Raw genomic sequence first — 22,219 nt, 5'->3', positions numbered from 1 at the left:
CCCGCGGCGCAAGGCCGTCCCCGCAAGGCGGAGAGGCGCGGCGTCGCTTCGGCCGGGGACCGCAAAAAGGTCACCTCACATCGTGCATTTCGAATCCGACATGTAGTCGTGGACCTTGACTGTCCCGGCGATGATCTCCTCGCGCGCCTTGTCGGCGGCGGCCTTCATCTCGGGCGTGATCAGCGCGCGATTGGCATCGTCGAGCGCCCAGGCGATACCGTCCTCCTTCAGCCCGAGCACCGAGAGCCCGGGCTTCCAGCTGCCGTCGCGGGCGGCCTTGAAGGAGGCATAGGTCGCAACGTCGACGCGCTTCAGCATCGAAGTCAGCACCTTGCCGGGCTGCAGGCCGTTCTGGTTGGAATCGACGCCGATGCCGAGCTTCCCGGCGTCGGCGGCGGCGCGCAGCACGCCGATCCCGGTGCCGCCGGCGGCGTGGTAGATCACGTCGGCGCCGCGGTCGATCTGCGACTTGGCGAGCTCGCCGCCCTTGACCGGGTCGTTCCAGGCGGCCGGGGTCGAGCCGGTCATGTTCTGGAAGATCTCGGCGTCCTTGTTGGCCGCCTTGACGCCCTGGGCATAGCCGCAGGCGAATTTGCGGATCAGTGGGATGTCCATGCCGCCGACGAAGCCGACCTTGCCGGTCTTCGAGGCCATGCCGGCGAGCAGCCCGACGAGATAGGAGCCCTCATGCTCCTTGAACACGATCGACTGCACGTTGGGCAGCTCGACCACCATGTCGATGATCGTGAATTTCAGGTCGGGAAACTCGGCCGCGACCTTCTGCAGCGCGGTCGCCTGCGAGAAGCCGACGGCGACGATCGGCGAATGGCCGTCGCGCGCGAAGCGGCGCAGCGCCTGCTCGATCTGCGCCTCGTTGGTCGGCTCGAAATCGCGGAAGGCGACGCCGGTCTCCTGCTTGAACTTCTCCGCGCCGTTATAGGCGGCCTCGTTGAAGGATTTGTCGAACTTGCCGCCCTTGTCATAGACGACGGCCGGCTTGATGTCGGTCTGGGCCAGTGCCGCGACTGCCGAGAAGGCGGCGCCGGCCAGCGCCAGCGCGAGAGTTCTCACCCGCATGATTAGCTGTCCCCTGTTGAACGCGCGGCGCGGTTCGCCCGCCTTTGCCTGGCGACACGATGGCATGGCTTGCCGGCATGGCCAAGCGGCTCTGCGGATGGCGCATCCTGCCTTGCCACGGCCATGATTGCCCAAGCCCGCGGATCGGCTTAACCCTTGCCGCATGGGCCTGAACGACGACGAGATCGAACGCTATGCGCGCCATCTGGTGCTGCCGGAGATCGGCGGGCCGGGCCAGGCGCGGCTGAAGGCCACGAGCGTGCTGGTCATTGGCGCGGGTGGGCTCGGCGCGCCGCTGCTCCAGTATCTGGCAGCGGCCGGCGTCGGCATGATCGGCATCGTCGACGACGACCATGTCTCGCTCTCCAACCTGCAGCGCCAGACCATTTTCGGCAGCGCCGATCTCGGCGTGCGCAAGGCGGTGGCGGCGGCGGGTTTCATCAAGCGGCTCAACCCGCATGTCGCGGTCGAGGAGCATGTCACCCGCATCGACGCCCATAATGCCCGCGCCATGGTCGCCTTCTACGACGTCGTCGCGGACGGCTCCGACAATTTCGAGACGCGCTATGCCGTCTCGGACGCCTGCTTCCATGAGAAGAAGCCGCTGGTCACCGCTGCGCTCGGCCGCTTCGACGGCTCGCTGACCACCTTGCGGCCGCATGAGAAACGCGCGGACGGACGGCCGAACCCGACCTATCGCTGCCTGTTCCCCAGCCCGCCGCCGCCCGGCACCGTCGCGCCCTGCGCTGAGGCCGGTGTGCTCGGCGCGCTCTCCGGCGTGATGGGCTCGCTGATGGCACTGGAGGTGATCCGTGCGGTGACCGGCTTCGGCGAGCCGCTCGTCGGCAGGCTCCTGCTCGTCGACGCCATGACCATGCGCTTCGACATGATGCGCTATGACTGGGACGGGGCAAATCCGCTCAACGGGACGGGGGCCAGCGCTGGCGGTTAGGCCGCGCGCCCGACCTTGGGCAAGCCCATCCTTAACTCGTCTGGCTAGAGCGTTCTGCGATCACGGAATCCGAAAAATCTCCATCATCCCGGGCAAGCGGCTTTGGCCGCGCCGACCCGGGATCCATGCCGGAGCGCAAACTGTGAAGGTTCCGGCATGGATCCCGGCGCTACGCGGCGCTCCGGCCGGGATGACCTCTGCATTTTCTGAACGCCGGATAGCTGAGACGAGCGGCTCCCTACCTCTTCGCCTCGATCACGTCCCAGACCTGCGCCGCGATATCCGGCCCGCCGAGCTTCTTGATGGCGCGCACCCCGGTCGGCGCGGTGACGTTGATCTCGGTCAGGTAGCCGTTGATCACGTCGATCCCGACCAGGATCAGGCCGCGTTCCTTCAGCACCGGGCCGATGGCCTCGCAGATCTCGAGCTCGCGCTTCGACAGGTCGGTCGGCGCTGCCGCGCCGCCGCGCACCATGTTGGCGCGCAGGTCGCCCTCGGCCGGCACGCGGTTGACCGCGCCCGCCGCCTTGCCGTCGACTAGGATGATGCGCTTGTCGCCGGCCGAGACCTCCTTCATGAAGCGCTGGACGACCCAGGCCTCCTTGAAGATCCCGGAGAAGAGGTCGAAGAGCGAGCCGAAATTCGGGTCGCCTTTGCCGGTCTTGAACACGGTCGCGCCGCCATGGCCGTAGAGCGGCTTCATGACGATCTCGCCATATTCCTCGCGAAAAGCCTCGATCTCGGCCCGGTCGCGGGTGATCAGCGTCGGCGGCATCAGCTCGGGGAAATGCGTGACCAGGATCTTCTCGGGCGCATTGCGCACCTGCGCCGGGTCGTTGACCACCAGCGTCTTCGGATGGATGCGCTCCAGCATATGGGTCGAGGTGATATAGGCCATGTCGAAGGGCGGGTCCTGCCGGAGCAGGATCACGTCGAGGCTGGAGAGGTCGGTGCGCTCCTCCGCGCCCAGCGTGAAATGGTCGCCCTCGACGTCGCGGACCTCGACCGGCCGGATCGGCGCGGTGACCTTGCCGTCGCGCAGCGAGAGCTTGTCCGGCGTATAGGTGAAGAGCCTGTGGCCGCGCCGTTGCGTCTCCAGCATCAGGGCGAAACCCGTATCGCCTGCGATCTTCACGCGTTCGATCGGGTCCATCTGGATGGCGACGGCAAGGGTCATGGGGCAGGCTCCTGTTGCGCGGCCTCATATCGGCCGGCCCCCCGCGCCAGCGCAAGAGGGCGGCTGCGCGTCACAGGATCAGCTCGAAGGCGCCCGGCACATGGCGCGGCCGGCGCCAGGGCGCGAGGAAGACGGCGTCGGCCCGCAAATGGTGCTCCATCGCCCAGGGATTGCGCGCCAGCCACTGCCGGATGCGGGTCTCGACCAGCCGGCGCTTCTCCGGGGTGATCGCGATCAGGGCGTCGTCGAGCGCACCGCGCGCCTTGACCTCGACGAAGGCAATGGTGCGGCCGCGCTTGACGATCAGGTCGATCTCGCCGCCCTTGCCGCCGAAGCGGCGCGCCAGCAGACGATAGCCCTTGGCGCCGAGCCAGAGGATCGCCAGCCACTCGCCGCGCCGGCCGGTGATGCCGGAGCGCCGGGCCCTCTGGCTGCGCACACCGCTGGTCACGGTTCGCGCGTAAGTTCGAGCGCCCGCGCATAGACCTTGCGGCGCGGCTGCCCGGTCTCGGCCGCGACCTGCGCCACGGCCTCCTTGAGCGAGAGTCGGCCGAGCGCCTCGCCCAGCCGCGCATCGATCACATCCTCCGCCGGCAGCAGCGATTCCGCGCCGGGCGGCCCGATGATCACGACGATCTCGCCGCGTGCCTCCTCGGCCTCGCCGTAATGCGCCGCCAGCTCACTGAGCGCGCCGCGCCGCACGGTCTCATGGAACTTGGTCAATTCACGCGCCACCGCCGCCGGTCGCGCGCCCAGCACGGTGGCCGCGTCCGCCAGCATCTCGGCGAGCCGGCGCGGCGATTCGAAGAAGACGAGCGTGCCGGGAATGACGGCGAGCTCGGTCAGCCGGCCGCGCCGCGCCGCCGATTTCGGCGGCAGGAAGCCCTCGAAGAAGAAGCGGTCGGTCGGCAGCCCGGCCAATACCAGTGCCGCCAGCACGGCCGAGGGGCCGGGGATGCCGGTGACCGGCAGGCCCTCGGCCACGACATCGGCGACGAGCTTGTAGCCGGGGTCCGAGACCAGCGGCGTGCCGGCATCGGAGATCAGCGCGAGCCGCCCACCCTCGCGCAGCTTCGCCAGCACCTTCGGCCGCATCTGCGCCGCGTTGTGCTCGTGATAGGGCAGGAGCGGCGTCGAGATGCCGTAATGCGCCAGCAGCGTCTTCGAGGTGCGGGTATCCTCGGCCAGCACAGCGTCGGCCGCGGCCAGTGTCGCCAGCGCCCGGAACGAAATGTCGCGGAGGTTGCCGATCGGCGTCGCGACGATATGCAGGCCGGGCGCCAGCGGCTCGGCCTCGGCGCGCAGTCCGAAGGCGGTGTAGCTTGCGGCGCGTGGCGGCGCGGATGAGGAGGGGGACGAGGTCGACATCGGCGCACGCTGCCACAGCCGTCGCGCTCGCGCCACGCGCGCCTGCAGCTTTGACGCGTCGCAATTGCGGCAAGACAGAGTTAACAACTTGAAAATACCATGCCGGGCTGGCAGGAAGTCCTTCGGTCGGGGGACTGCAAGCCGGATAGGGCCTGGAAAAGGGCCGCATTCCCCTGTGCTCGACTGGAGATGTCCCGTGCGGCTTCAACGGCTCCCCCTCCCGGTCCCGCGGCTGCGAATGGCGGCGCTGGCTTTCGGCCTCTCGATCGGGCTCGCATCCTGCAGCGGAGGCACCTCCGGCCTGCCCGGTTTCGACAGCGGCGCGACGACGCCGACCGGGCAGACGCAAGCGCCGACCGGCCAGACCATCGGCACTGGCAAGGTCAAGGTCGGGCTCGTCCTGCCGCTCTCGGCGGCGGGGCAGGGCGCGACCGTCGGCAATTCCCTTAAGAACGCGGCCGAGATGGCGCTGGCCGAATTCCCCGGTGCCGACCTCACCTTGCTGGTCAAGGACGATCGCGGCTCGCCGGAAGGCGCCCAGGCGGCGACGCAGGAGGCCCTGCGCGAGGGCGCCGAGCTGATCATCGGCCCGCTCTTCGCGCCCTCGGTCCAGGCGGCGGCTCAGGCGGCACGCGGCGCCAACCGCCCGGTCATGGCCTTCTCCAGCGACACCAACGTTGCCTCGCGCGGCGTCTATCTCCTGTCCTTCCCGCCCGAGAACGACGTCAACCGCGTCATTGCCTATGCCTCGGCGCAAGGGCGCAAATCCTTCGCGGCGCTGGTTCCGGACACCGCCTATGGCAAGGTCGTCGAGGCCGCGTTCCAGCAGGCGGTGGCCGACCGTGGCGGCCGCGTCGTGGTGATCGAGCGCTTCGGCGCCGACCAGAACAGCATGCGCGCCTCGGCCCAGCGCATCATTCCGGCCCTGCAGCAGGCCGATGCGCTCTTCGTGCCGGCGGCGGCGGACTCGATGCCGGCGCTCGGCCTCGCGCTCCAGCAGGCCGGCTACGATCCGGCCAAGGTCAAGCCGCTCGGCACCGGCGTCTGGAACGATGCCGGCGTCGCCCGCGTGCCGGCGATCCAGGGCGGCTGGTTCGCCTCGCCCGACACGGCCGGTTTCAATGCCTTCGCCGGGCGCTACCAGCAGCGCTTCAACAGCGCCCCGACCCGCACCGCGACCTTGGCCTATGACGCGGTCTCGCTGGCGGCGGCGCTGGTCAGGACGCAGGGCAGCCAGCGCTTCTCCGAGTCGGTTCTGACCAATTCGCAAGGATTTGCCGGCGCCGACGGCGTCTTCCGCTTCCGCCCCGATGGCCGCGTCGAGCGCGGGCTCGCCGTTCTCGAATTGCGCAACGGCCAGATCGTCACGGTCAACGCCGCCCCACGCGATCTCGGCCCGCCGACGCAGTAGGGAAGGGCGCGTCATTCTCGGGCGAAGCGCGGCGCAGACCCGAGAATCTCGGCCAGGAAGAGCACCCTCTTGTCATGAGATGCTCGGGTCAAGCCCGAGCATGACGGTTGGCCGTCTCAGGCCGCCAGATCCGCCACCACGGCGTCCAGAACCAGCGCGCCGTCCGGCGTGGCTGCGAGCTTGCCGCCGAGCTTGTAGGTCAGCAGGCCCTGGTCGACCAGGCTGTCGACGCGGCTGGCCTTCAGCGTGCGCCCGGCCAGCGCGTTGAACGTCGCCGGGTCGATGCCCTCGACCAGACGCAGCCCCATCAGCAGGTATTCGTCGCCCTGCGCCTCTGCATTGAGGCGCTCGTTCTCGATCAGCGCGTCGCCGTCGCGCTCGACGCGTTCGAGCCAGGTCTCGGGGCGCTTCTCGGTCGATTGCGCCATGCGCCCGTCCGACGTCACCAGCCGGCCATGGGCGCCCGGGCCGATGCCGGCATATTCGCCATAGCGCCAATAGACCAGGTTGTGCCGGCATTCGGCGCCCGGCCGCGCATGGTTCGAGATCTCGTAGACCGGCAGGCCGTGTTTCGCCGTGGTCTCCTGCGTCGTCTCGTAGAGCGCGGCGCCGACCTCGTGGTCGGGCACTTTCAGCTTGCCCGCCCTGAACAGGGCGTCGAAAGCCGTCTCCGGCTCGATGGTGAGCTGGTAGAGCGAGAGATGCTCGGCGGCGTGGCTGATCGCCAGCTCGAGTTCGGCGCGCCACAGCGCCGGCGTCTGCTCGACCGAGCGGGCATAGATCAGGTCGAAGGAATAGCGCTCGAAATAGCGCCGGGCGATCGCGACGGCGTCGAGCGCCTCCTGCGTCGTGTGCATCCGGCCGAGCGATTTGAGGTCGGCATCGTTCAGCGCCTGCACGCCGAGCGAGACACGATTGACACCGGCGGCGCGAAAATCCTGGAAGCGGCCAGCCTCGACGCTGGTCGGGTTCGCCTCGAGCGAGACCTCGCAATTGCGATCGATCGCCCAATGCTCGCCGATGGCGTCGAGGATCGCGCCGACCGTGCGACCCTCCATCAGCGAGGGCGTGCCGCCGCCGAAGAAGATCGAGGAGACCGTACGGCCGGGGGCGAGGGCTGCGCGATGCACGATCTCGCGCCGGAAGGCCGCGACATAGCGGGCCTGGTCCGGTGGTGTGTGCCGGACATGGGAGTTGAAGTCGCAATAGGGGCATTTGGCCAGGCAGAACGGCCAATGCACATAGACCGCGAAACCGGCGCCCGCGGTCGGATGCGTCGGGGCCGCCTGCCGCTCGGCGATGGCGACCGGCGCGCTCATGCGGGCATCCTCAGGCAGGCGGCGGCGAGTGCCTGGAAGGCGCGGGCGCGATGGGACAGGCTGGCCTCGCGGTTGCCCCAGTCGATGCCGTGCTTCTCGATGCTGCTCATCTCGCCGAATGTCCGCTCATGGCCGTCGGGCTTGAAGATCGGGTCGTAGCCGAAACCGGAGAGGCCGCGCGGCTCATGCGTGATCTCGCCGAAGACGCGGCCCTCGAACAGCTCCTGATGCCCGTCCGGCCAGGCGATCACCAGTGCCGAGACGAAGTGCGCGCGGCGCTTGTCGGAGGTCGTGGCACCACGCCTGGCGAGCTCGGCCTGGACGCGGGCGAGCGCCGGGGCGAAATCCTTGCCGGGTCCGGCCCAATTGGCCGAGAATAGGCCGGGCGCGCCGTCGAGCGCGTCGATGCAGACGCCGGAATCGTCGGAGAGCGCCGGCAGCCCGCTGGCTGTGGCGGCCGCGACCGCCTTGATCGCGGCGTTCTCGGCGAACATGTGGCCGTTCTCCTCCGGCTCGGGCAGGCCGAGCTCGCCGGCCGAGACCAGGTCGACGCCATAGGGCGCCATCAGCTCACGCATTTCGCGCAGCTTGCCCTGGTTATGGGTCGCGATCACGACCTTGCCGGAGAGGAGGCGATGTTGGCTCACGATTGGCTCCTCAATCCATTGTATTTGGAGACTGAGGGGCATCCCCGGTATCCTCGCGCCCCGAAGGAGGGGCAAGCCGAGATGGCTTCCCTCGACGGCTGGTCTCTGTTCTGAAAGCGAGAACAATGATTCCGCCGACCAAGGCAAGGCCGATGGTCACACCCAAAACTATGGCCAGCCATTCCATGGCGCCATCCAGCCTCAGGCCACCGCCGCCTTCTGCAGTGCGACCAGCTTGGAGACGCCGCCCTTGGCGAGCTTGAGCAGGGCCAGCAGTTCCTCCTCGGAGAACGGCGCGCCCTCGGCCGTGCCCTGGACCTCGACCAGCCCGCCCGAGCCGGTCACGACGAAATTCGCGTCGGTCTGCGCGCCCGAATCCTCGACATAGTCGAGGTCGAGCACCGGGTTGCCGGCGACGATGCCGCAGGAGATCGCGGCGACATGGTCCTTGAGCGGGTTCGCGCCCTTGAGCATGCTGCGCCCCTCCATCCATTTCAGCGCGTCGTGCAGAGCGACCCAGGCGCCGGTGATCGAGGCGGTGCGGGTGCCGCCATCGGCCTGGAGCACGTCGCAATCGACGACGATCTGGCGCTCGCCGATCGCGGTCAGGTCGACCACGGCGCGCAAGGAGCGTCCGACCAGCCGCTGGATCTCCTGCGTGCGGCCCGAAGGCTTGCCGGAGGTTACCTCGCGGCGGGTGCGCTCATGCGTGGCGCGCGGCAGCATCGAGTATTCGGCGGTGACCCAGCCCTTGCCGGTGCCGCGCAGCCAGGGCGGGCCCTTTTCCTCGACGCTCGCGGCGCAAAGGACCTTGGTCTCGCCGAAGGTGACCATGCAGGAGCCTTCGGCATAGCGCACCACGCCGCGTTCCAGCGTGACCTTGCGCATCTCGTCGGCCGCGCGTTTGGAGGGTCGCATGAGCATATCCTGATGGTTGAATGGCGCGGCTTGTAGGCGTTTGAGCCCGAGGCGGCAAGGCAAAGCTCCTCTTCTCCCCTTGCGGGAGAAGAGGCCCCGAAGGGGTGGATGAGGGGTCGCGCTGCGCTTTCTGAAGCCATCGAGCATCAAATGAAGTAAAATAGGCAGTCGTTGCGCGACCCCTCATCCGTCTCGGCTTCGCCGAGCCACCTTCTCCCGCAAGAGGGAGAAGGAAGAGAGTCCTTGATCCGTCGCCTCGCGACAGGGACAATGGCGCATGCGCAACCCGAACCCCGCATCGCGATGAGCGCGCATTCCAAGCCGGAGAACCCCGGCGGTCTGGTCGAGATCGACCAGCGCTCCCGCGAGATCTTCCGGCAGATCGTCGACGGCTATCTCGCGACCGGCGAGCCCGTCGGCTCGCGCAACATCGCCCGCCTGCTGCCGGTCTCGCTCTCGCCCGCGACCGTTCGCAACGTCATGACCGATCTCGAGCTGGCCGGGCTGATCCATGCGCCGCATGTCTCGGCCGGGCGCCTGCCGACCGAGCGCGGCCTGCGCTTCTTCGTCGATGCGATGATGGAGGTCGGCAACCTCACCTCCGAGGAGCGCAAGCGCATCGAGGCGCAGATCAAGGCGGGCGCGACCAGCCGCACGCTGGATGCCACCCTGACCGAGGCCTCCGCCCTGCTGTCGGGCCTCTCGCGCGGCGCCGGCGTCGTCGTCACCACCAAGGCCAATGCGCGCCTGAAGCATATCGAGTTCGTCCGGCTCGATCCGTCGCGCGCCCTCGTCGTGCTGGTCGCGGAGGACGGCACGGTCGAGAACCGGCTGCTCGCCCTGCCGCCGGGCCTGCCGGTCTCGGCCCTGACCGAGGCCGCGAATTTCCTCAATGCCCGCGTTCTCGGCAAGACCCTGAGCGAGCTGCGCCGCGAGATCGCCGAATACCGGGCCACCATGGAGCGGGAGCTCGATGCGTTGACGGCAAGGCTGGTCGAGAGCGGCATCGCGACCTCGTCGGGTCCGACCAGCGACCGCCACCTGATCGTGCGCGGTCAGGCCAATCTCCTGGAGGATCTCAAGGCGCAGGATGACCTGGAGCGCATCCGCCTACTCTTCGGCGATCTCGAGACCCAGACCGACGTGATCGACCTGCTCGCCCGCGCCGAGGCCGGTGACGGCGTCCGCATCTTCATCGGCTCGGAGAACAAGCTGTTCTCGATGTCCGGTTCCTCGATGATCGCCGCGCCCTTCCACGATGCCGAGCAGCGCATCGTCGGCGTCGTCGGCATCATCGGCCCTACCCGGCTGAACTATGCCCGCATCGTGCCGATGGTCGACTACACCGCAAAGGTCGTCGGCCGGCTGCTGGATGGCGGGCGGTGAGGCGGATGTTCCGCGCGTTTCGTGCGGGAGCCTTTGGAGCATTGCTGATGACAAGTTCGGCGCAGGCCGCGAGCCCGGATCTCCTAGTGGCCGCATCCGCCGGCCATGCCACTGAAGTGTCCCGGTTGATCGCAGCCGGCGCAAACCTCGAAAGCCGCGACACGCAGGGCCGGACGCCTCTGCTGCTCGCCGTCGCCGGCAATCACGTCGCCATTGCCAAGGCGCTGCTCGCCGCCGGAGCCGATCTCAACGCCCAGGCCGCCAACCGCGACACGCCCTGGCTGCTCGCCGGCGCCAGCGGCCGCGCCGAGATCGTCGCGGCGATGATCCCGCTCAAGCCCGATCTCACGATCCGCAACCGCTATGGCGGCAACGCCCTGATCCCGGCCTGCGAGCGCGCCCATGTCGAGACGGTGAAGCTGCTGCTGACCAGCGGCATCGACCTCGACCATGTCAACGATCTCGGCTGGACCTGCCTGCTCGAGATCGTGATCCTCGGCGATGGCGGTCCGCGCCATCAGGAGGTGGCGAAGCTCGTGCTCGACGCCGGCGCCGATCCCAACCTCGCTGACAAGGACGGCGTCTCGGCATTGACCCATGCCCGCCAGCGCGGCCAGCGTGCCGTCGCGGCTCTGATCGAGAAGGCCGGCGGCCGCTGACTATTCGAGCCAGTCCGTGATGAAGCGCTCGCTGGCATGCACGTCGATGGCCTCGAGCCGGCCCGGGCCGAGATTGCTGAACTTGTGCGGCACGCCCGGCGGAACGACCAGGATCTGCCCCGCTCCGGCTTCGATCGTCCGGTCGCCGACGGTGTAGAGCCCGCGTCCGGCGCGGATGATGAAGGTTTCCGCATAGGGATGGGTATGCAGGCGCGGGCCGGCGCCGACCCTGTCCGTGCTGACGAAGATCAGCGAGACGCCGGCTCCAAAGGTTTGTCCCTGCCATTCGCCGCGCCAGTGCTCGGCATCGTCGCTCCAGCTCTCTTTCTCGATCAGATGTCCTGTCATCCCGCACTCCTCATGTTGGCGGCGAGCCTCGCACCGCGCCACCGGCGGCTCAAGCCGCCCGGACGATTTGGCATCGGCGCGCCGAGGCGCTACCTGTGCGCGCCAAGGGCGGCCGCGCCGCTACCAAGGCCCAGACACATCAAGGCTCGCACAGACCATGACCGACACGCTTCCCGATCGTCTCTCCTCGAATCCCAACAGCCCGTTCTACAACGAGGAGCTGCTCGCGCAGGACATCGGCGTGCGCTTCAAGGGCGTCGAGAAGACCAATGTCGAGGAATATTGCGTCAGCGAGGGCTGGGTCCGCCTCACCGCCGGCAACGCCAAGGACCGTCACGGCAACCCGATGACGGTCAAGCTCAAGGGCGAGGTCGAGCCCTATTTCCGCAAGGCGGATTGAGGTCGGCTAGGACCGCGCCAGGGCCCAGCCGAGGCAGCCTGTGGCGAGCAGGCCGAACGCAACCCGTATCTGGTGGAGCTCACCCCAGCGCTGGATGAGGGCGCGCGCCGCGCCGGCCTGCTCGGCCGCCATGCCCTGCAGCTCGGCGTTGACGGGCGCGATCACGAGCAGGGTGAAGGGCAGATTGGCCAGCATCAGCGCCGCGCCGACCAGCCATAGCCTCGTGCCCGTCAGCCACCAGGCGACGAGAGCGGCGAGCGTCGTCAGCACCACCAGCGACGCCTGCATGGCCGTGGCCGGGCCGATCGCCGCTTGCCATTGCCTGAGCAGCGCGCCGTCGTCGAGCAGCAGGCGCGCCGGCTGCTCGGACGCCAGGATATAGATCGCCGCACCGCTGAAGGCTGCGGCCAGCGCGAGCGCGACGGGCCCCAGGATGCTGACGGTTACCGGATAGGACATGAGATCGCTCCTCTTCGGTTCGAGGTCGGCGGTAATTTGAACAGCATGCTATATATCATTGCATAGCATGCTGTTCAACTGCTATCCCGGCCGGGCAATGGCGGCGCGATCGTGACGACCTTCAAGACACATTCGGCCGGATATCTCGCCAATCACATGGCCCGGCTTTTCGCCAAGGCACTGGCCGAAGCCATCCGCCCGCTCGGGTTGGCGCCGGGCCAGTTCATGGTCCTGCTCGAGCTCTGGCGCGAGGATGGCGTCACGCAGAAGCATCTGGTCGAGCGGCTCGATGTCGAGCAGGCGACGATGGCGAGCACGCTCGCCCGGATGGAGCGCGACGGGCTGATCGAGCGCCGCACCGATTCAGCCGATGCTCGCGCGCGGATCATCCGCCTGACGCCACGCGCCCGCGGGCTCGAGGATGCCGCGATCGACAAGGCGCGCCAGATCAATCAGCGCGCGTTGTCCGGCTTGTCGCCGGAGGAGGCTGAGGGAGCCCTGGCCGCGATGCGCGCCATCATCGCTGCGCTCTCCGACGATCCGGCCATACCCGGGCTGACGGACTAGACGAGCGCCTTGTAGAAGAAGGTCGAGCCGCAATCGCTGCCGTCGGGCATCAGCGCATAGCGGGGAATCGTGCCGATCTCGGTCCAGCCGAGCCGGTTGTAGAGCCGCCGTGCCGGGCCGGCCTCGTCGGTGTCGAGGCAGAGCAGGGTGCGCCCGGCCTTGAGCGCCTCGGCTTCTGCGACCAGCATCAAGGCTTCGCCGATGCCTTGCCGGCGCGCCGAGGAATGCACCAGCACTTTTGCGATATCGGCGCGATGCGGCTGGTTTGGCTTGCCGGCGGGGTGCACCTGCGCCGTCCCGACGATGTCGTTCCCGCGTCGCGCGACCAGCAGCAGGACCTGCCCCGCCGCGACGCCAGCGGCGACACCCGCCCAATAGGCCTCGAAATCAGCCTCGGTATTCTCCGCCATGAAGCCGACCGAGGCGCCGTTCGCGACGGTGTCGCGCAGGATGCCGGTGAGGGCAGGGATCGCAGCGCGCGCCGCAGCCGCTCCGAGCCGCTCGATCGCGACGCGGTCATTACTCATCCTGCCCATCGGGCCGTCTCCATCAAGGCCGTACATTAAGATAGATTATCGTCTCTTATATTGGAATCAAGCGCTTCCGCGCCGTCCCTGTCGCGGCCCCGCGCAGGACGCTTGGCCGCGAGGCGCTTCGCTGCTATTGCGCGGCCATGAGCACCCGCAGTTTCGACAACATCCGCAATTTCTCGATCGTGGCCCATATCGACCACGGCAAGTCGACGCTGGCCGACCGGCTGATCCAGCAGACCGGCACGGTCGCCGCGCGCGACATGAGCGAGCAGATCCTCGACTCGATGGATATCGAGAAAGAGCGCGGCATCACCATCAAGGCGCAGACCGTCCGGCTGGATTACCGCGCCCAGGACGGCAAGGATTACATCCTGAACCTGATGGACACGCCCGGCCATGTCGACTTCGCCTATGAGGTCTCGCGCTCGCTCGCGGCCTGCGAAGGCTCGCTGCTGGTGGTCGACGCCTCGCAGGGCGTCGAGGCGCAGACGCTCGCCAATGTCTATCAGGCGCTCGACGCCAACCACGAGATCGTCACCGTCCTCAACAAGATCGACCTGCCGGCGGCCGAGCCCGAGCGCATCAAGCAGCAGATCGAGGACGTGATCGGGCTGGATGCTTCGGAAGCCGTCGCCATCTCGGCCAAGACCGGCATCAATATCGAGGGCGTGCTGGAGGCGATCGTCCAGAAGCTGCCGGCGCCCAAGGGCGATCTCGAAGCACCCTTGAAGGCGCTGCTGGTCGATTCCTGGTACGACGCCTATCTCGGCGTGGTCGTGCTGGTGCGCATCATCGACGGCACCCTGAAAAAGAACATGACCATCCGGATGATGCGGGCCAACGCCGCCTATGGCGTCGACCGCGTCGGCGTGTTCAAGCCGAAGATGCTGGAAGTGAAGGAACTCGGCCCCGGCGAGGTCGGCTTCTTCACCGCCTCGATCAAGGAGGTCGCGGACACCGCGGTCGGCGATACGATCACCGACGACAAGCGCCAGACCCCGAACGCGCTGCCAGGCTTCAAGCCGGTGCAGCCGGTGGTGTTCTGCGGCATCTTCCCGGTCGATGCCGCCGATTTCGAAACCCTGCGCGCCGCGATGAGCCGTCTGAGGCTGAACGACGCCAGCTTCTCCTACGAGATGGAGACGAGTGCGGCGCTCGGCTTCGGCTTTCGCTGTGGCTTCCTCGGGCTCTTGCACCTGGAGATCATCCAGGAGCGGCTCGAGCGCGAGTTCAACCTCAACCTGATCTCGACCGCGCCCTCGGTCGTCTATCACTTGCAACTACGCGACGGCTCGGTGCTCGAACTGCACAACCCGGCCGATATGCCGGACGTGATGAAGATCGAGACGATCGAGGAGCCCTGGATCAAGGCGACGATCTTCACGCCCGACGAATATCTCGGCTCGGTGCTGAAGCTCTGCCAGGATCGCCGTGGCGTCCAGACCGACCTCTCCTATGTCGGCAGCCGCGCCAAGGTGGTCTACGACCTGCCGCTGAACGAGGTGGTGTTCGATTTCTACGACCGGCTGAAATCGATCTCGAAGGGCTATGCCTCCTTCGACTACGCCATCACCGACTATCGCGAGGGCGACCTTGTGCGCATGTCGATCCTGGTCAATGCCGAGCCGGTCGACGCGCTCTCCATGCTGGTCCATCGCTCGCGTGCCGACGCGCGCGGCCGCGCCATGTGCGAGAAGCTGAAAGACCTGATCCCGCCGCACATGTTCCAGATTCCCGTCCAGGCGGCGATCGGCGGCAAGATCATCGCCCGCGAGACCATCCGGGCGCTGCGCAAGGACGTCACCGCCAAGTGCTATGGCGGCGACGCGACGCGCAAGCGCAAGCTTCTGGAGAAGCAGAAGGAAGGCAAGAAGAAGATGCGGCAGTTCGGCAAGGTCGAGATCCCGCAGGAAGCCTTCATCGCCGCGCTGAAGATGGACAGCTGAGCCGGCCCTAGGCCAGCGCCGCCTCCCTCGTCTCCGCATCGATCAGGAACGCCGCGATCGCGCCGGCGAGCAGTAGGACGGCGAACAGCGCGATCGCGGTCGCAAAGCTCTGCGCGATCACCAGCGCCACGGCCGAGGGCGCGAGCAGACCGCCCAACCTCGCCATCGCGCCCGCCGCGCCCATGCCGGTGCCGCGCAGGCTCGTCGGATAGAGCTCCGGCGTGAAGGCGTAGAGCGCCCCCCAGGTGCCGAGCAGGGCAAAGCTCATCAGCAGGATCGAGGCGCCGATCACGGTCGCGCTGCCGGCGCCGACGAAGAGTGCGCAGCCGGCGGCGCTGAGCAGCAGGAAGCCGATCAGGGTCGGCCGCCGCCCCCATCGCTCGACGCCATAGGCCGCGAGCACATAGCCCGGGACCTGTGCCAGCGCGACGATGACGAGGAAGCCATAGCCGCGCACGAAGCCAAAACCCTCGCCGGCGAGTCGGGCCGGCATCCAGGTGAAGACGCCGTAATAGGAGACCGAGACCAGGAACCAGATGGCCAGGATCAGCCCGGTGCGCCGGCGCAGCTCGGGCGAGAGGAGGCTCGCGCCTGGGTCCACTTGTGGCGCGGTGACCGTCGTGCCGGCCGGCAGTTCGGCCTGGCCATTGCGCCGCAGCATCTGGTTGAGGACGCCGCGCGCCTCCTCGCTCCGGCCTTCCTTGAGCAGGTACATCGGCGATTCCGGCACCCAGAAGCGCAGCCAGATGCCGATCAGCGCCGGAAAGGCGGTGACCGCGAAGATCCAGCGCCAGGCATCGGTGACGCCGGCTGCGCTCGCCGCCCAGGCCGCGAGCGCGACGACGATCGTGCCGACAGCCCAGAAGCCTTCGAGCATGACGAGCCAGCGCCCGCGGTTCTTCGGCGGCAGGAACTCGGCCATCATCGCGTAATCGACCGGCAAGGTGCCGCCGACCGCCATGCCGGTCAGGAAGCGCAGCGCCAGCAGGACGCCGAAGGAGGGCGCGAAGACCGAGAGCAGCCCGAACACGGCGTCGCAGGCGACGGTGATCAGCAGCACGCGGCGGCGGCCGTAACGGTCGGCGAGGCGGCCGAACAGGGCGGCGCCGATCAGCATGCCGAGAAAGAACAGCGTGCCGGTCTGCAGCGCCTGCGGCACCGAAAGCCCGAATGTCGCGGCGATCGAGGCGGCGGTGAAGCCGACCGCCAGCACCTGCATGGCGTCCGCGGCCCAGACCAGCCCGAAGATGCCGAGCAGCCGGCGCTGGAACGGCCCGGTACCGGCGCTCGTGAGGGCGTGTTCGACTGTAACGCTCATGATCACGCCTTTTCCTCGGGAATGCCTGCTCTATGTACCCGCATCGTCATCCCGGACAAGCGGCGAAGCCGCGCCGATCCGGGATCCATCGTAAGGTTCAGTGCTCTACGATGGATTCCGGAGCTCCGCTTCGCTGCGTCCGGGATGACGCTTGGAGATTGCTGCAAGGCCTACAGCGGGACGCCGAGCCCCTTCAGCTCCGCGCGCAGATCGATGGGCTCGACGAAATGCACCGCCTGCATGCCGACGGCCCGCGCGCCTTCGACATTCTTCACGCTGTCGTCGATGAAGATGCAGTCGCCCGCCGCGAGGCCATAGCGCTCCAGCAGCGCATTGTAGATCGCCGGATCGGGCTTGAGCAGGCGCTCATGTGCCGAGACGATCACGCCGTCGAAGCTCTGCAGGAAGGGAAAGCGGATCAGGCACTCCGCCCATTTCTCGCGTGAGAAATTTGTGATGGCATAGACCTGCTCGCCCTTCGCCTTGAGATCGGCCAGCACCGCGACGCTGGCTTCGATCGTCGCCGGCACCGTCTCGTGCCAGCGCTCGTCGAAAGCTCTGATCTCGACCTCCCATTCCGGGTGGGCGGCAACCAAGGTCGCCACGGCTTCGGCCCAGGGCCGGCCGCGATCCTGCTCGAGATTCCAGGCGGCGGTGCAGACATTCTGCAGGAACCAGCTGCGCTTGGCATCGTCCGGGATCAAGTCGCGGTAGAGATGGAACGGGTCCCAGCGCAGCAGGACATTGCCGACATCGAAGACGACGACAGGACGGGTCGAAGGCATGGGCGGTCCGTTCCGGGCGATAGCTGTCGCGAGGCTCACGCCCTTGTGTGCAGACGTGCGAGACAGAGGCAAGGCCTCTCGCGTATTCCGGGCATGCAAGGGCGGAGAACGGCATGACATCATGGTTGCCATGGCTGGACCGGCAGGGCCGGTTCTCGGGGCTACGCGCGACGGCTTTCGCGCTGGTGCTGCTGCCGGCGCTCTGGCTTGCCTTCGATGCCTGGACCGGTCAGCTCGGCTCGAAGCCGTGGACGCGGGCGGTGCACGACACCGGCACCTGGGCGGTGCGCCTGCTGCTCGTGACGCTCGCGATCTCGCCGCTGCGTCGCATCCTCGACTGGGGCAAGCTCCTCGGCATCCGCCGCATGCTCGGCCTGTCGGTGATGTTCTACGGTCTCTCCCATCTCCTGCTCTATTGCATCGATCTCGGCTTCGACGGCGGGCTGATCGTCTCGGAGATCGTCAAGCGCTTCTACCTGCTCGTCGGCATCACCACGCTCACCGGCCTCATCGCGCTCGGCGTGACCTCGACCGACGGCATGATCCGGCGCCTCGGCGCCGCCCGCTGGCAGCGCCTGCACAATCTGGTCTACGCCATCACCGCGCTCGCCTTGCTGCATTTCGCCCTGCAATCGAAGATCGACGTCACTCAACCGGCCTTGATGGCCGGGCTTTTCGCGCTGCTGATGGCCTATCGCCTGCTGCCCAGGCTCGGCGTCACGCTCGATCCGGGCCGTCTGGCCCTGATAGCACTCGCCGCCGGCCTGCTGACCGCGCTTGCTGAAACCGCCTGGTATGCCTTCGCCACCGGTGTCCCGGCCTGGACGGTGTTCCAGGCCAATGCCGATATCGTGGTCTATGGCGAATGGGCGGCTCTCAGGCCCGGCCACTGGGTCGCCTTCGCCGGGCTCGTCGTCGCTGCCGCCTCGCTGTTCCGCGGGTCCGGCGCCCGCCGGGCGGGGCGGCGGCCGCGCCAAAGGGAAAGGCTTTCCCCGCAGGCCGGTGGGTGACGGCAAATCATTCCGCCGAGACGGTTGGCAGCAGGTTGGAGACACTCTAACCCTTAGACCATGCCGGACGATCCCCAAGCGCAGCCCGTCGCCGATGTCGCCGCCGCCGAGCTCGCTTCGGAAGGCGTGATCCCCCCGCCGGGGCCGGTTTCCCCCTTCGTGCCGCTGCAGCAGCCGATTTTCCGCGCCGTCTGGTTCGCCAGCCTCGCCTCGAATTTCGGCGGCCTGATCCAGGCTGTCGGCGCCTCGTGGATGATGACCTCGATCGCCGATTCGGCGGATATGGTCGCGCTCGTCCAGGCCTCCACTACCTTGCCGGTGATGCTCTTCTCGTTGGCGACCGGCGCGATCTCGGATAATTTCGACCGGCGCCGGATCATGCTGACCGCGCAGCTCTTCATGTTCTCGGTCTCGGTCGGGCTTGCGGTCTCCGCCTGGTTCAACCTGCTGACGCCCTGGCTGCTCCTGAGCTTCACCTTCCTGCTCGGCTGCGGCACGGCGCTCAACAACCCGGCCTGGCAATCCTCGGTCGGCGACATGGTTCCGCGCCGCGACGTGCCGGCCGCCGTGACGCTGAACAGCGTCGCCTTCAACATCGCCCGCAGCGTCGGCCCGGCGATCGGCGGCATCATCGTCGCCGCTTCCGGCGCGGTCGCCGCCTTCATCATCAACGCGCTGAGCTATATCGGGCTGATCATCGTGCTCGCGCGCTGGAAGGCCCCCAAGGTCGAGCGCCTGCTGCCGCGCGAGACGCTCTGGATCGCGATGGGCGCCGGCGTGCGCTATGTCGCGATGTCGCCGAACATCCGCAGCGTCCTGCTGCGCGGCTTCTGTTTCGGCTTCGGCGGCATCGTCGCCTTGGCGCTGCTGCCGCTGATCGCGCGCGATCTGGTCCGCGGCGGTCCGCTCACCTTCGGCATCATGCTCGGCGCCTTCGGCGTCGGAGCGGTGGCCGGCGCCTTCATGAGCGCCAGGCTGCGCCGGATGCTGTCGACCGAGGCGCTGGTCCGCGCCACCTTCGCCGCCTTCGCCGTGGCGGTCGCGATCATGGGCGTCAGCACGGCGCTGCCGCTCACCTTGCTCGCGCTCTGCGTCGCCGGCGGCTGCTGGGTCCTGACACTGTCGACCTTCAACGCAACAGTGCAGCTCTCCGCGCCGCGCTGGGTCGTCGGGCGCGCGCTCGCGCTCTACCAGATGGCGACCTTCGGCGGCATGGCGGCCGGCAGCTGGGCCTGGGGCCGTGCGACCGTGGAGCTGGGCACAGAGCAGGCGCTGCTGATCGCCGCGCTGGCGCTGGTCGCGGGCGGGGCGCTCGGCCTGCGCTACAAGTTGCCGCCGCTCGAGGCGCTGAATCTCGATCCCCTCAGCCGCTGGCAGGAGCCCAAGGTCGCGGTCGATATCGAGCCGCGCAGCGGGCCGATCATCGTGACCATCGAGTACACGATCCGCGAGGAGGACGTCGTTCCCTTCCTGAACATCATGGCGGAGCGCCGCCGCATTCGCCGGCGCGACGGCGCCAGGCACTGGGCCCTGCTGCGCGACCTGACCGACCCCTGCCTCTGGATCGAGCGCTATGACAGCCCGACCTGGGTCGAGTACATCCGCCAGAACCAGCGCGTCACCCAGGCCGACGCGATGATCGGCGAGCGCGTGCGTGCGCTGCATCAGGGCCCGAACCCGCCGGTCGTCCACCGGGTGATCGAGCGCCAGCCGGGTTCGCTGCCCTATGCGCATCGCAGGCGGGCGCAGGAGGAGGCGCCCGCGCCCGATCCGCGGATCAGTTGAGAGGCTGGCTCAGAGTCCGCTTGGAAGCCTCAGCCCTCATCCTGAGGAGCCGCAAAGCGGCGTCTCGAAGGATGAGGGCTCAGAGAGTTTCAAACAGGCTCTCAGGCCTTCAGGTGCAGGCTGACCAGCACGGTGATCTCGGCGCCGGCCGGCAGCGAGACCGCCACCCGCAAAAAATTGCCGAAATGGCCGAGCCGCTGGAAGGTCACGGCGTTCTCGGCCGCGGGCAGGGCGAAAGCGGAGCCCTCGGTGGCCCAATGGATTCCGTCGGCCGAAATCTCGACACGCGCCTGCGGCAGCGTGCCTTTGGGCGGCTTCAGCGCCCTGACGAAGACGATCGCCTCCTTGGCCCAGCCGGCCTCATAGGGCTCGCTCGCGGCTTCGCCGGTCCAGGTCTCGTTGCGGGCGACGATGGCGGTGAGGTTTTCCGGCAGCATCAGAAATCCCCCGAGAGGCAGACGGAATCGAGATAGGCGAAGGCGCGCTTGTCCGTGTCGGTCTCGGCGAAGAAGCCGAGATTGAGCATGCACCAGAGGTTCTTCATCGCCGGGATGCGGATCGGCTCGTAGCTCTCCATGTCGAAGCTGCGGTCGTTCACCTGGAAGCCGGTGGCGCGCATCGTCGCGAGGTCGAAGTCGAAGCGCAGATAGTGCCAGTTAATCTTGGTCGGGATCTCATTGTAGCAGAGCCGCTGTCCGCCGCCAGGCAGGTCCTCCCAGTCGGTCGGCGCGAGATGGTAATGCGTGATCGTCTTGCCGGCGGTGCCGATCGGCTTGATCGGCGTCGTCTTGCGTTTGAACTGCCATTTCTGGACGTGGTCGCCGTCGAGCGCGTTGAGAAAGCGCAGATGCGGCATCACCCGTTCGCCGCCCGCGCCATACTGGTCGCCGACCTGGAGGTCGTAGAGGAAGCCGAAGGAGCGGATATCGGTCTCCGAGAGCTGGAGCTCGTTCGCCTCGGGCTTGAAGGTGAAATAGGTCTCGAGCCGGATCGGCCCAGCCTTGCGGAAGGTCAGCCGCTTGATCGCGACGTTCTGCGCGCCCTTTTTCGGCCGGGTCGCGATCTTCAGGGCATAGGACCCGTCGACGCCGCCATGCGAGCCGAAATCCCAGTTCGGCAGCGTCGACAGCATCGCATGCGAGTGCTGCGCATAGCCCGGCAGCATCGCGTCGAGCGTGTTCTCGTAATTGCCGACGAGCTGGGTCCAGCCGCACATGCCACGATCGAAATCGTCGAGGCAGATGATGCGCGGCAGCGGGTCGAAGCGGCTCAGGCGTGGGTCGGCCTCGCGGATGGCGCGGCGCATGTCGTCGAGTTGGGTCATGGAATTACCCTTTCACCGCGCCGGCGGTCAGGCCCGCGACGAGATGTTTCTGCATGAGGATGACGAAGGCGAGCACCGGCAGGAGCTGGACGGCCGAGGCGGCGAAGAGCACGCCCCATTCGACGCCCTCGACCGCGCCGATCATCTCGGCCACGACCAGCGGCGCCGTCTTGGCCTTGGTCGTGGTGAAGATGAAGGCGAAGAGGAACTCGTTCCAGGCATAGACGATGACGAAGACCGCGACCGCCAGCATGCCCTGCGCGGCGAGCGGGAAGATCACTCGCCGGATGATCTGGAACTGCGAGGCGCCGTCGATCATCGCCGCCTCGTCGAGCTCGCGCGGGATCTGGTCGATGAAGGTGCGCATCACGATGGTGCCGAGCGAGACGAAGAAAGTCGCGTAGAGCACGATCAGGATGAGATGCGTGTCGTTGAGCCCGAGCCAGTTCACGATCGGGAACAGCGGCAGCGTGATCACGATCGGCGGGATCAGCCGGATGAAGATCAGGAAGAAGGCGCTGGCCTGCAGGCCCCGGCTGGCATGGCGCGAATAGGCGAAGCCGGCGAGCAGCGAGACGGCGACGGCGAGGATGGTTGCGCCGGTCGTGACCAGGAAGCTGTTCCACAAGCCGATGAAGAAGTCGCCCCAGCGGCTCCAGAGCAGCTCGTAATTGGCGAGCGTCGGCGTGAAGCTGAAGCGCGAGGTCAGCGAGAAGATGTCGCGGTCGGACTTGAAGGACGACATCACGATCAGCGCGATCGGCAGCACCGACCAGGCGACGATCACAAGGATGCCGAGGCCTTTGAGGACCATGAGAAGGGGAGAGCGC

General features: G+C 67.7%; 24 protein-coding genes. 9 read left to right on the top strand and 15 right to left on the bottom strand.

Going from position 1 to position 22,219, the window contains the following annotated elements; genetic code table 11:
* Positions 1-75: 75 nt before the first annotated feature.
* Entirely contained in the window at positions 76-1,077 is a 1,002-nt protein-coding gene (locus ACTIF2_RS00560) for a BMP family lipoprotein (protein WP_439495063.1), read from the bottom strand.
* A gap of 163 nt (positions 1,078-1,240) precedes the next feature.
* Between ACTIF2_RS00560 and ACTIF2_RS00555 the strand changes: the two genes are divergently transcribed.
* On the top strand, positions 1,241-2,029 hold the full coding sequence (locus ACTIF2_RS00555) for a HesA/MoeB/ThiF family protein (protein WP_439495062.1): 789 nt from the start codon (positions 1,241-1,243) through the stop codon (positions 2,027-2,029).
* A gap of 238 nt (positions 2,030-2,267) precedes the next feature.
* Here ACTIF2_RS00555 and gshB read toward each other — a convergent pair whose 3' ends face one another.
* The 3 genes from gshB to rsmI form a co-directional block, all read right to left on the bottom strand.
* Positions 2,268-3,206, bottom strand: coding sequence for a glutathione synthase (gene gshB, locus ACTIF2_RS00550; protein ID WP_439495061.1), 939 nt, complete (start codon positions 3,204-3,206; stop codon positions 2,268-2,270).
* 70 nt (positions 3,207-3,276) lie between these two features.
* A complete protein-coding gene (locus ACTIF2_RS00545; protein ID WP_439495060.1) occupies positions 3,277-3,657 on the bottom strand; it encodes a YraN family protein in 381 nt (126 codons plus the stop codon).
* Complete coding sequence (gene rsmI / locus ACTIF2_RS00540) at positions 3,654-4,574, bottom strand: 16S rRNA (cytidine(1402)-2'-O)-methyltransferase (RefSeq protein ID WP_439495059.1); 921 nt, start codon at positions 4,572-4,574, stop codon at positions 3,654-3,656. The genes ACTIF2_RS00545 and rsmI overlap by 4 nt, the downstream gene beginning before the upstream one ends.
* Before the next feature lie 238 nt (positions 4,575-4,812).
* Here rsmI and ACTIF2_RS00535 point away from each other — a divergent pair, with 238 nt between their 5' ends.
* Entirely contained in the window at positions 4,813-5,985 is a 1,173-nt protein-coding gene (locus ACTIF2_RS00535) for a penicillin-binding protein activator (RefSeq protein ID WP_439495058.1), read from the top strand.
* Between the two features lie 116 nt (positions 5,986-6,101).
* Here the strand turns inward: ACTIF2_RS00535 and hemW are convergent, their stop codons facing one another.
* From hemW to rph, 3 genes are all read right to left on the bottom strand, one after another.
* Entirely contained in the window at positions 6,102-7,304 is a 1,203-nt protein-coding gene (hemW, locus tag ACTIF2_RS00530; protein ID WP_439495057.1) for a radical SAM family heme chaperone HemW, read from the bottom strand.
* Positions 7,301-7,951 carry an RdgB/HAM1 family non-canonical purine NTP pyrophosphatase gene (gene rdgB / locus ACTIF2_RS00525; protein ID WP_439495056.1) on the bottom strand — a complete coding sequence of 217 codons (651 nt, stop codon included), beginning with the start codon at positions 7,949-7,951 and terminating at the stop codon, positions 7,301-7,303. Before rdgB ends, hemW begins: the two co-directional genes overlap by 4 nt.
* A 201-nt stretch (positions 7,952-8,152) precedes the next feature.
* On the bottom strand, positions 8,153-8,869 hold the full coding sequence (rph, locus tag ACTIF2_RS00520; RefSeq protein ID WP_439495055.1) for a ribonuclease PH: 717 nt from the start codon (positions 8,867-8,869) through the stop codon (positions 8,153-8,155).
* A 270-nt stretch (positions 8,870-9,139) separates the two neighbouring features.
* Between rph and hrcA the strand changes: the two genes are divergently transcribed.
* Entirely contained in the window at positions 9,140-10,255 is a 1,116-nt protein-coding gene (hrcA, locus tag ACTIF2_RS00515; RefSeq protein ID WP_439495589.1) for a heat-inducible transcriptional repressor HrcA, read from the top strand.
* Positions 10,256-10,341: 86 nt separating this feature from the next.
* Entirely contained in the window at positions 10,342-10,914 is a 573-nt protein-coding gene (locus ACTIF2_RS00510; RefSeq protein ID WP_439495054.1) for an ankyrin repeat domain-containing protein, read from the top strand.
* Here the strand turns inward: ACTIF2_RS00510 and ACTIF2_RS00505 are convergent, their stop codons facing one another.
* Positions 10,915-11,262, bottom strand: a complete 348-nt coding sequence (locus ACTIF2_RS00505; RefSeq protein ID WP_439495053.1) for a cupin domain-containing protein — start codon at positions 11,260-11,262, stop codon at positions 10,915-10,917.
* Positions 11,263-11,419: 157 nt separating this feature from the next.
* On the opposite strand from ACTIF2_RS00505, the gene ACTIF2_RS00500 reads away from it, so the two are divergent.
* The gene (locus tag ACTIF2_RS00500) at positions 11,420-11,662 is read left to right on the top strand and encodes a DUF3297 family protein (protein ID WP_439495052.1); all 243 of its coding nucleotides are present in this window, start codon (positions 11,420-11,422) and stop codon (positions 11,660-11,662) included.
* 6 nt (positions 11,663-11,668) lie between these two features.
* On the opposite strand, the gene ACTIF2_RS00495 is transcribed toward ACTIF2_RS00500, so the two are convergent.
* The gene (locus ACTIF2_RS00495; protein ID WP_439495051.1) at positions 11,669-12,121 is read right to left on the bottom strand and encodes an anthrone oxygenase family protein; all 453 of its coding nucleotides are present in this window, start codon (positions 12,119-12,121) and stop codon (positions 11,669-11,671) included.
* Positions 12,122-12,232: 111 nt separating this feature from the next.
* Between ACTIF2_RS00495 and ACTIF2_RS00490 the strand changes: the two genes are divergently transcribed.
* Complete coding sequence (locus tag ACTIF2_RS00490) at positions 12,233-12,688, top strand: MarR family winged helix-turn-helix transcriptional regulator (protein WP_439495050.1); 456 nt, start codon at positions 12,233-12,235, stop codon at positions 12,686-12,688.
* Here ACTIF2_RS00490 and ACTIF2_RS00485 read toward each other — a convergent pair.
* On the bottom strand, positions 12,685-13,224 hold the full coding sequence (locus tag ACTIF2_RS00485) for a GNAT family N-acetyltransferase (RefSeq protein WP_439495049.1): 540 nt from the start codon (positions 13,222-13,224) through the stop codon (positions 12,685-12,687). The two genes, ACTIF2_RS00490 and ACTIF2_RS00485, sit on opposite strands and share 4 nt — an antisense overlap.
* Positions 13,225-13,361: 137 nt before the next feature.
* Here ACTIF2_RS00485 and lepA point away from each other — a divergent pair, with 137 nt between their 5' ends.
* Positions 13,362-15,167, top strand: a complete 1,806-nt coding sequence (gene lepA / locus ACTIF2_RS00480; protein WP_439495048.1) for a translation elongation factor 4 — start codon at positions 13,362-13,364, stop codon at positions 15,165-15,167.
* Positions 15,168-15,174: 7 nt separating this feature from the next.
* Here the strand turns inward: lepA and ACTIF2_RS00475 are convergent, their stop codons facing one another.
* Positions 15,175-16,485, bottom strand: coding sequence for an MFS transporter (locus ACTIF2_RS00475; RefSeq protein WP_439495047.1), 1,311 nt, complete (start codon positions 16,483-16,485; stop codon positions 15,175-15,177).
* A gap of 170 nt (positions 16,486-16,655) precedes the next feature.
* On the bottom strand, positions 16,656-17,270 hold the full coding sequence (locus tag ACTIF2_RS00470) for an HAD family hydrolase (RefSeq protein ID WP_439495046.1): 615 nt from the start codon (positions 17,268-17,270) through the stop codon (positions 16,656-16,658).
* 113 nt (positions 17,271-17,383) lie between these two features.
* On the opposite strand from ACTIF2_RS00470, the gene ACTIF2_RS00465 reads away from it, so the two are divergent.
* The gene (locus ACTIF2_RS00465) at positions 17,384-18,280 is read left to right on the top strand and encodes a protein-methionine-sulfoxide reductase heme-binding subunit MsrQ (protein ID WP_439495045.1); all 897 of its coding nucleotides are present in this window, start codon (positions 17,384-17,386) and stop codon (positions 18,278-18,280) included.
* A 60-nt stretch (positions 18,281-18,340) separates the two neighbouring features.
* The gene (locus ACTIF2_RS00460) at positions 18,341-20,065 is read left to right on the top strand and encodes an MFS transporter (RefSeq protein WP_439495044.1); all 1,725 of its coding nucleotides are present in this window, start codon (positions 18,341-18,343) and stop codon (positions 20,063-20,065) included.
* 101 nt (positions 20,066-20,166) lie between these two features.
* Here ACTIF2_RS00460 and ACTIF2_RS00455 read toward each other — a convergent pair whose 3' ends face one another.
* From ACTIF2_RS00455 to ACTIF2_RS00445, 3 genes are read right to left on the bottom strand one after another with little or no spacing between them, the layout of a single operon-like run.
* On the bottom strand, positions 20,167-20,502 hold the full coding sequence (locus ACTIF2_RS00455) for a hypothetical protein (RefSeq protein WP_439495043.1): 336 nt from the start codon (positions 20,500-20,502) through the stop codon (positions 20,167-20,169).
* Positions 20,502-21,389 (bottom strand): DUF6772 family protein, encoded by an 888-nt coding sequence (locus ACTIF2_RS00450; RefSeq protein WP_439495042.1) that lies wholly within the window; start codon positions 21,387-21,389, stop codon positions 20,502-20,504. The genes ACTIF2_RS00455 and ACTIF2_RS00450 overlap by 1 nt, the downstream gene beginning before the upstream one ends.
* Before the next feature lie 4 nt (positions 21,390-21,393).
* Positions 21,394-22,203 (bottom strand): carbohydrate ABC transporter permease, encoded by an 810-nt coding sequence (locus ACTIF2_RS00445; RefSeq protein WP_439495041.1) that lies wholly within the window; start codon positions 22,201-22,203, stop codon positions 21,394-21,396.
* Positions 22,204-22,219 lie beyond the last annotated feature (16 nt).

The sequence above is a fragment of the Allobosea sp. genome, from assembly GCF_051860145.1.
Lineage (GTDB): Bacteria > Pseudomonadota > Alphaproteobacteria > Rhizobiales > Beijerinckiaceae > Allobosea.
The sequence above is the reverse complement of the archived record's forward strand: the minus strand, read 5'-3'. Positions and strand labels throughout refer to the sequence as shown.

Bases quoted from the DNA above. Each gene is read 5' to 3' on its own strand.
- ACTIF2_RS00560 (WP_439495063.1), bottom strand. From the start codon at position 1,077: ATGCGGGTGAGAACTCTCGCGCTGGCGCTGGCCGGCGCCGCCTTCTCG.
- ACTIF2_RS00555 (WP_439495062.1), top strand. From the start codon at position 1,241: ATGGGCCTGAACGACGACGAGATCGAACGCTATGCGCGCCATCTGGTG.
- gshB (WP_439495061.1), bottom strand. From the start codon at position 3,206: ATGACCCTTGCCGTCGCCATCCAGATGGACCCGATCGAACGCGTGAAG.
- rsmI (WP_439495059.1), bottom strand. From the start codon at position 4,574: ATGTCGACCTCGTCCCCCTCCTCATCCGCGCCGCCACGCGCCGCAAGC.
- ACTIF2_RS00535 (WP_439495058.1), top strand. From the start codon at position 4,813: ATGGCGGCGCTGGCTTTCGGCCTCTCGATCGGGCTCGCATCCTGCAGC.
- hemW (WP_439495057.1), bottom strand. From the start codon at position 7,304: ATGAGCGCGCCGGTCGCCATCGCCGAGCGGCAGGCGGCCCCGACGCAT.
- rph (WP_439495055.1), bottom strand. From the start codon at position 8,869: ATGCGACCCTCCAAACGCGCGGCCGACGAGATGCGCAAGGTCACGCTG.
- hrcA (WP_439495589.1), top strand. From the start codon at position 9,140: ATGGCGCATGCGCAACCCGAACCCCGCATCGCGATGAGCGCGCATTCC.
- ACTIF2_RS00505 (WP_439495053.1), bottom strand. From the start codon at position 11,262: ATGACAGGACATCTGATCGAGAAAGAGAGCTGGAGCGACGATGCCGAG.
- ACTIF2_RS00500 (WP_439495052.1), top strand. From the start codon at position 11,420: ATGACCGACACGCTTCCCGATCGTCTCTCCTCGAATCCCAACAGCCCG.
- ACTIF2_RS00495 (WP_439495051.1), bottom strand. From the start codon at position 12,121: ATGTCCTATCCGGTAACCGTCAGCATCCTGGGGCCCGTCGCGCTCGCG.
- ACTIF2_RS00485 (WP_439495049.1), bottom strand. From the start codon at position 13,224: ATGGGCAGGATGAGTAATGACCGCGTCGCGATCGAGCGGCTCGGAGCG.
- lepA (WP_439495048.1), top strand. From the start codon at position 13,362: ATGAGCACCCGCAGTTTCGACAACATCCGCAATTTCTCGATCGTGGCC.
- ACTIF2_RS00475 (WP_439495047.1), bottom strand. From the start codon at position 16,485: ATGAGCGTTACAGTCGAACACGCCCTCACGAGCGCCGGTACCGGGCCG.
- ACTIF2_RS00470 (WP_439495046.1), bottom strand. From the start codon at position 17,270: ATGCCTTCGACCCGTCCTGTCGTCGTCTTCGATGTCGGCAATGTCCTG.
- ACTIF2_RS00465 (WP_439495045.1), top strand. From the start codon at position 17,384: ATGACATCATGGTTGCCATGGCTGGACCGGCAGGGCCGGTTCTCGGGG.
- ACTIF2_RS00460 (WP_439495044.1), top strand. From the start codon at position 18,341: ATGCCGGACGATCCCCAAGCGCAGCCCGTCGCCGATGTCGCCGCCGCC.
- ACTIF2_RS00455 (WP_439495043.1), bottom strand. From the start codon at position 20,502: ATGCTGCCGGAAAACCTCACCGCCATCGTCGCCCGCAACGAGACCTGG.
- ACTIF2_RS00450 (WP_439495042.1), bottom strand. From the start codon at position 21,389: ATGACCCAACTCGACGACATGCGCCGCGCCATCCGCGAGGCCGACCCA.
- ACTIF2_RS00445 (WP_439495041.1), bottom strand. From the start codon at position 22,203: ATGGTCCTCAAAGGCCTCGGCATCCTTGTGATCGTCGCCTGGTCGGTG.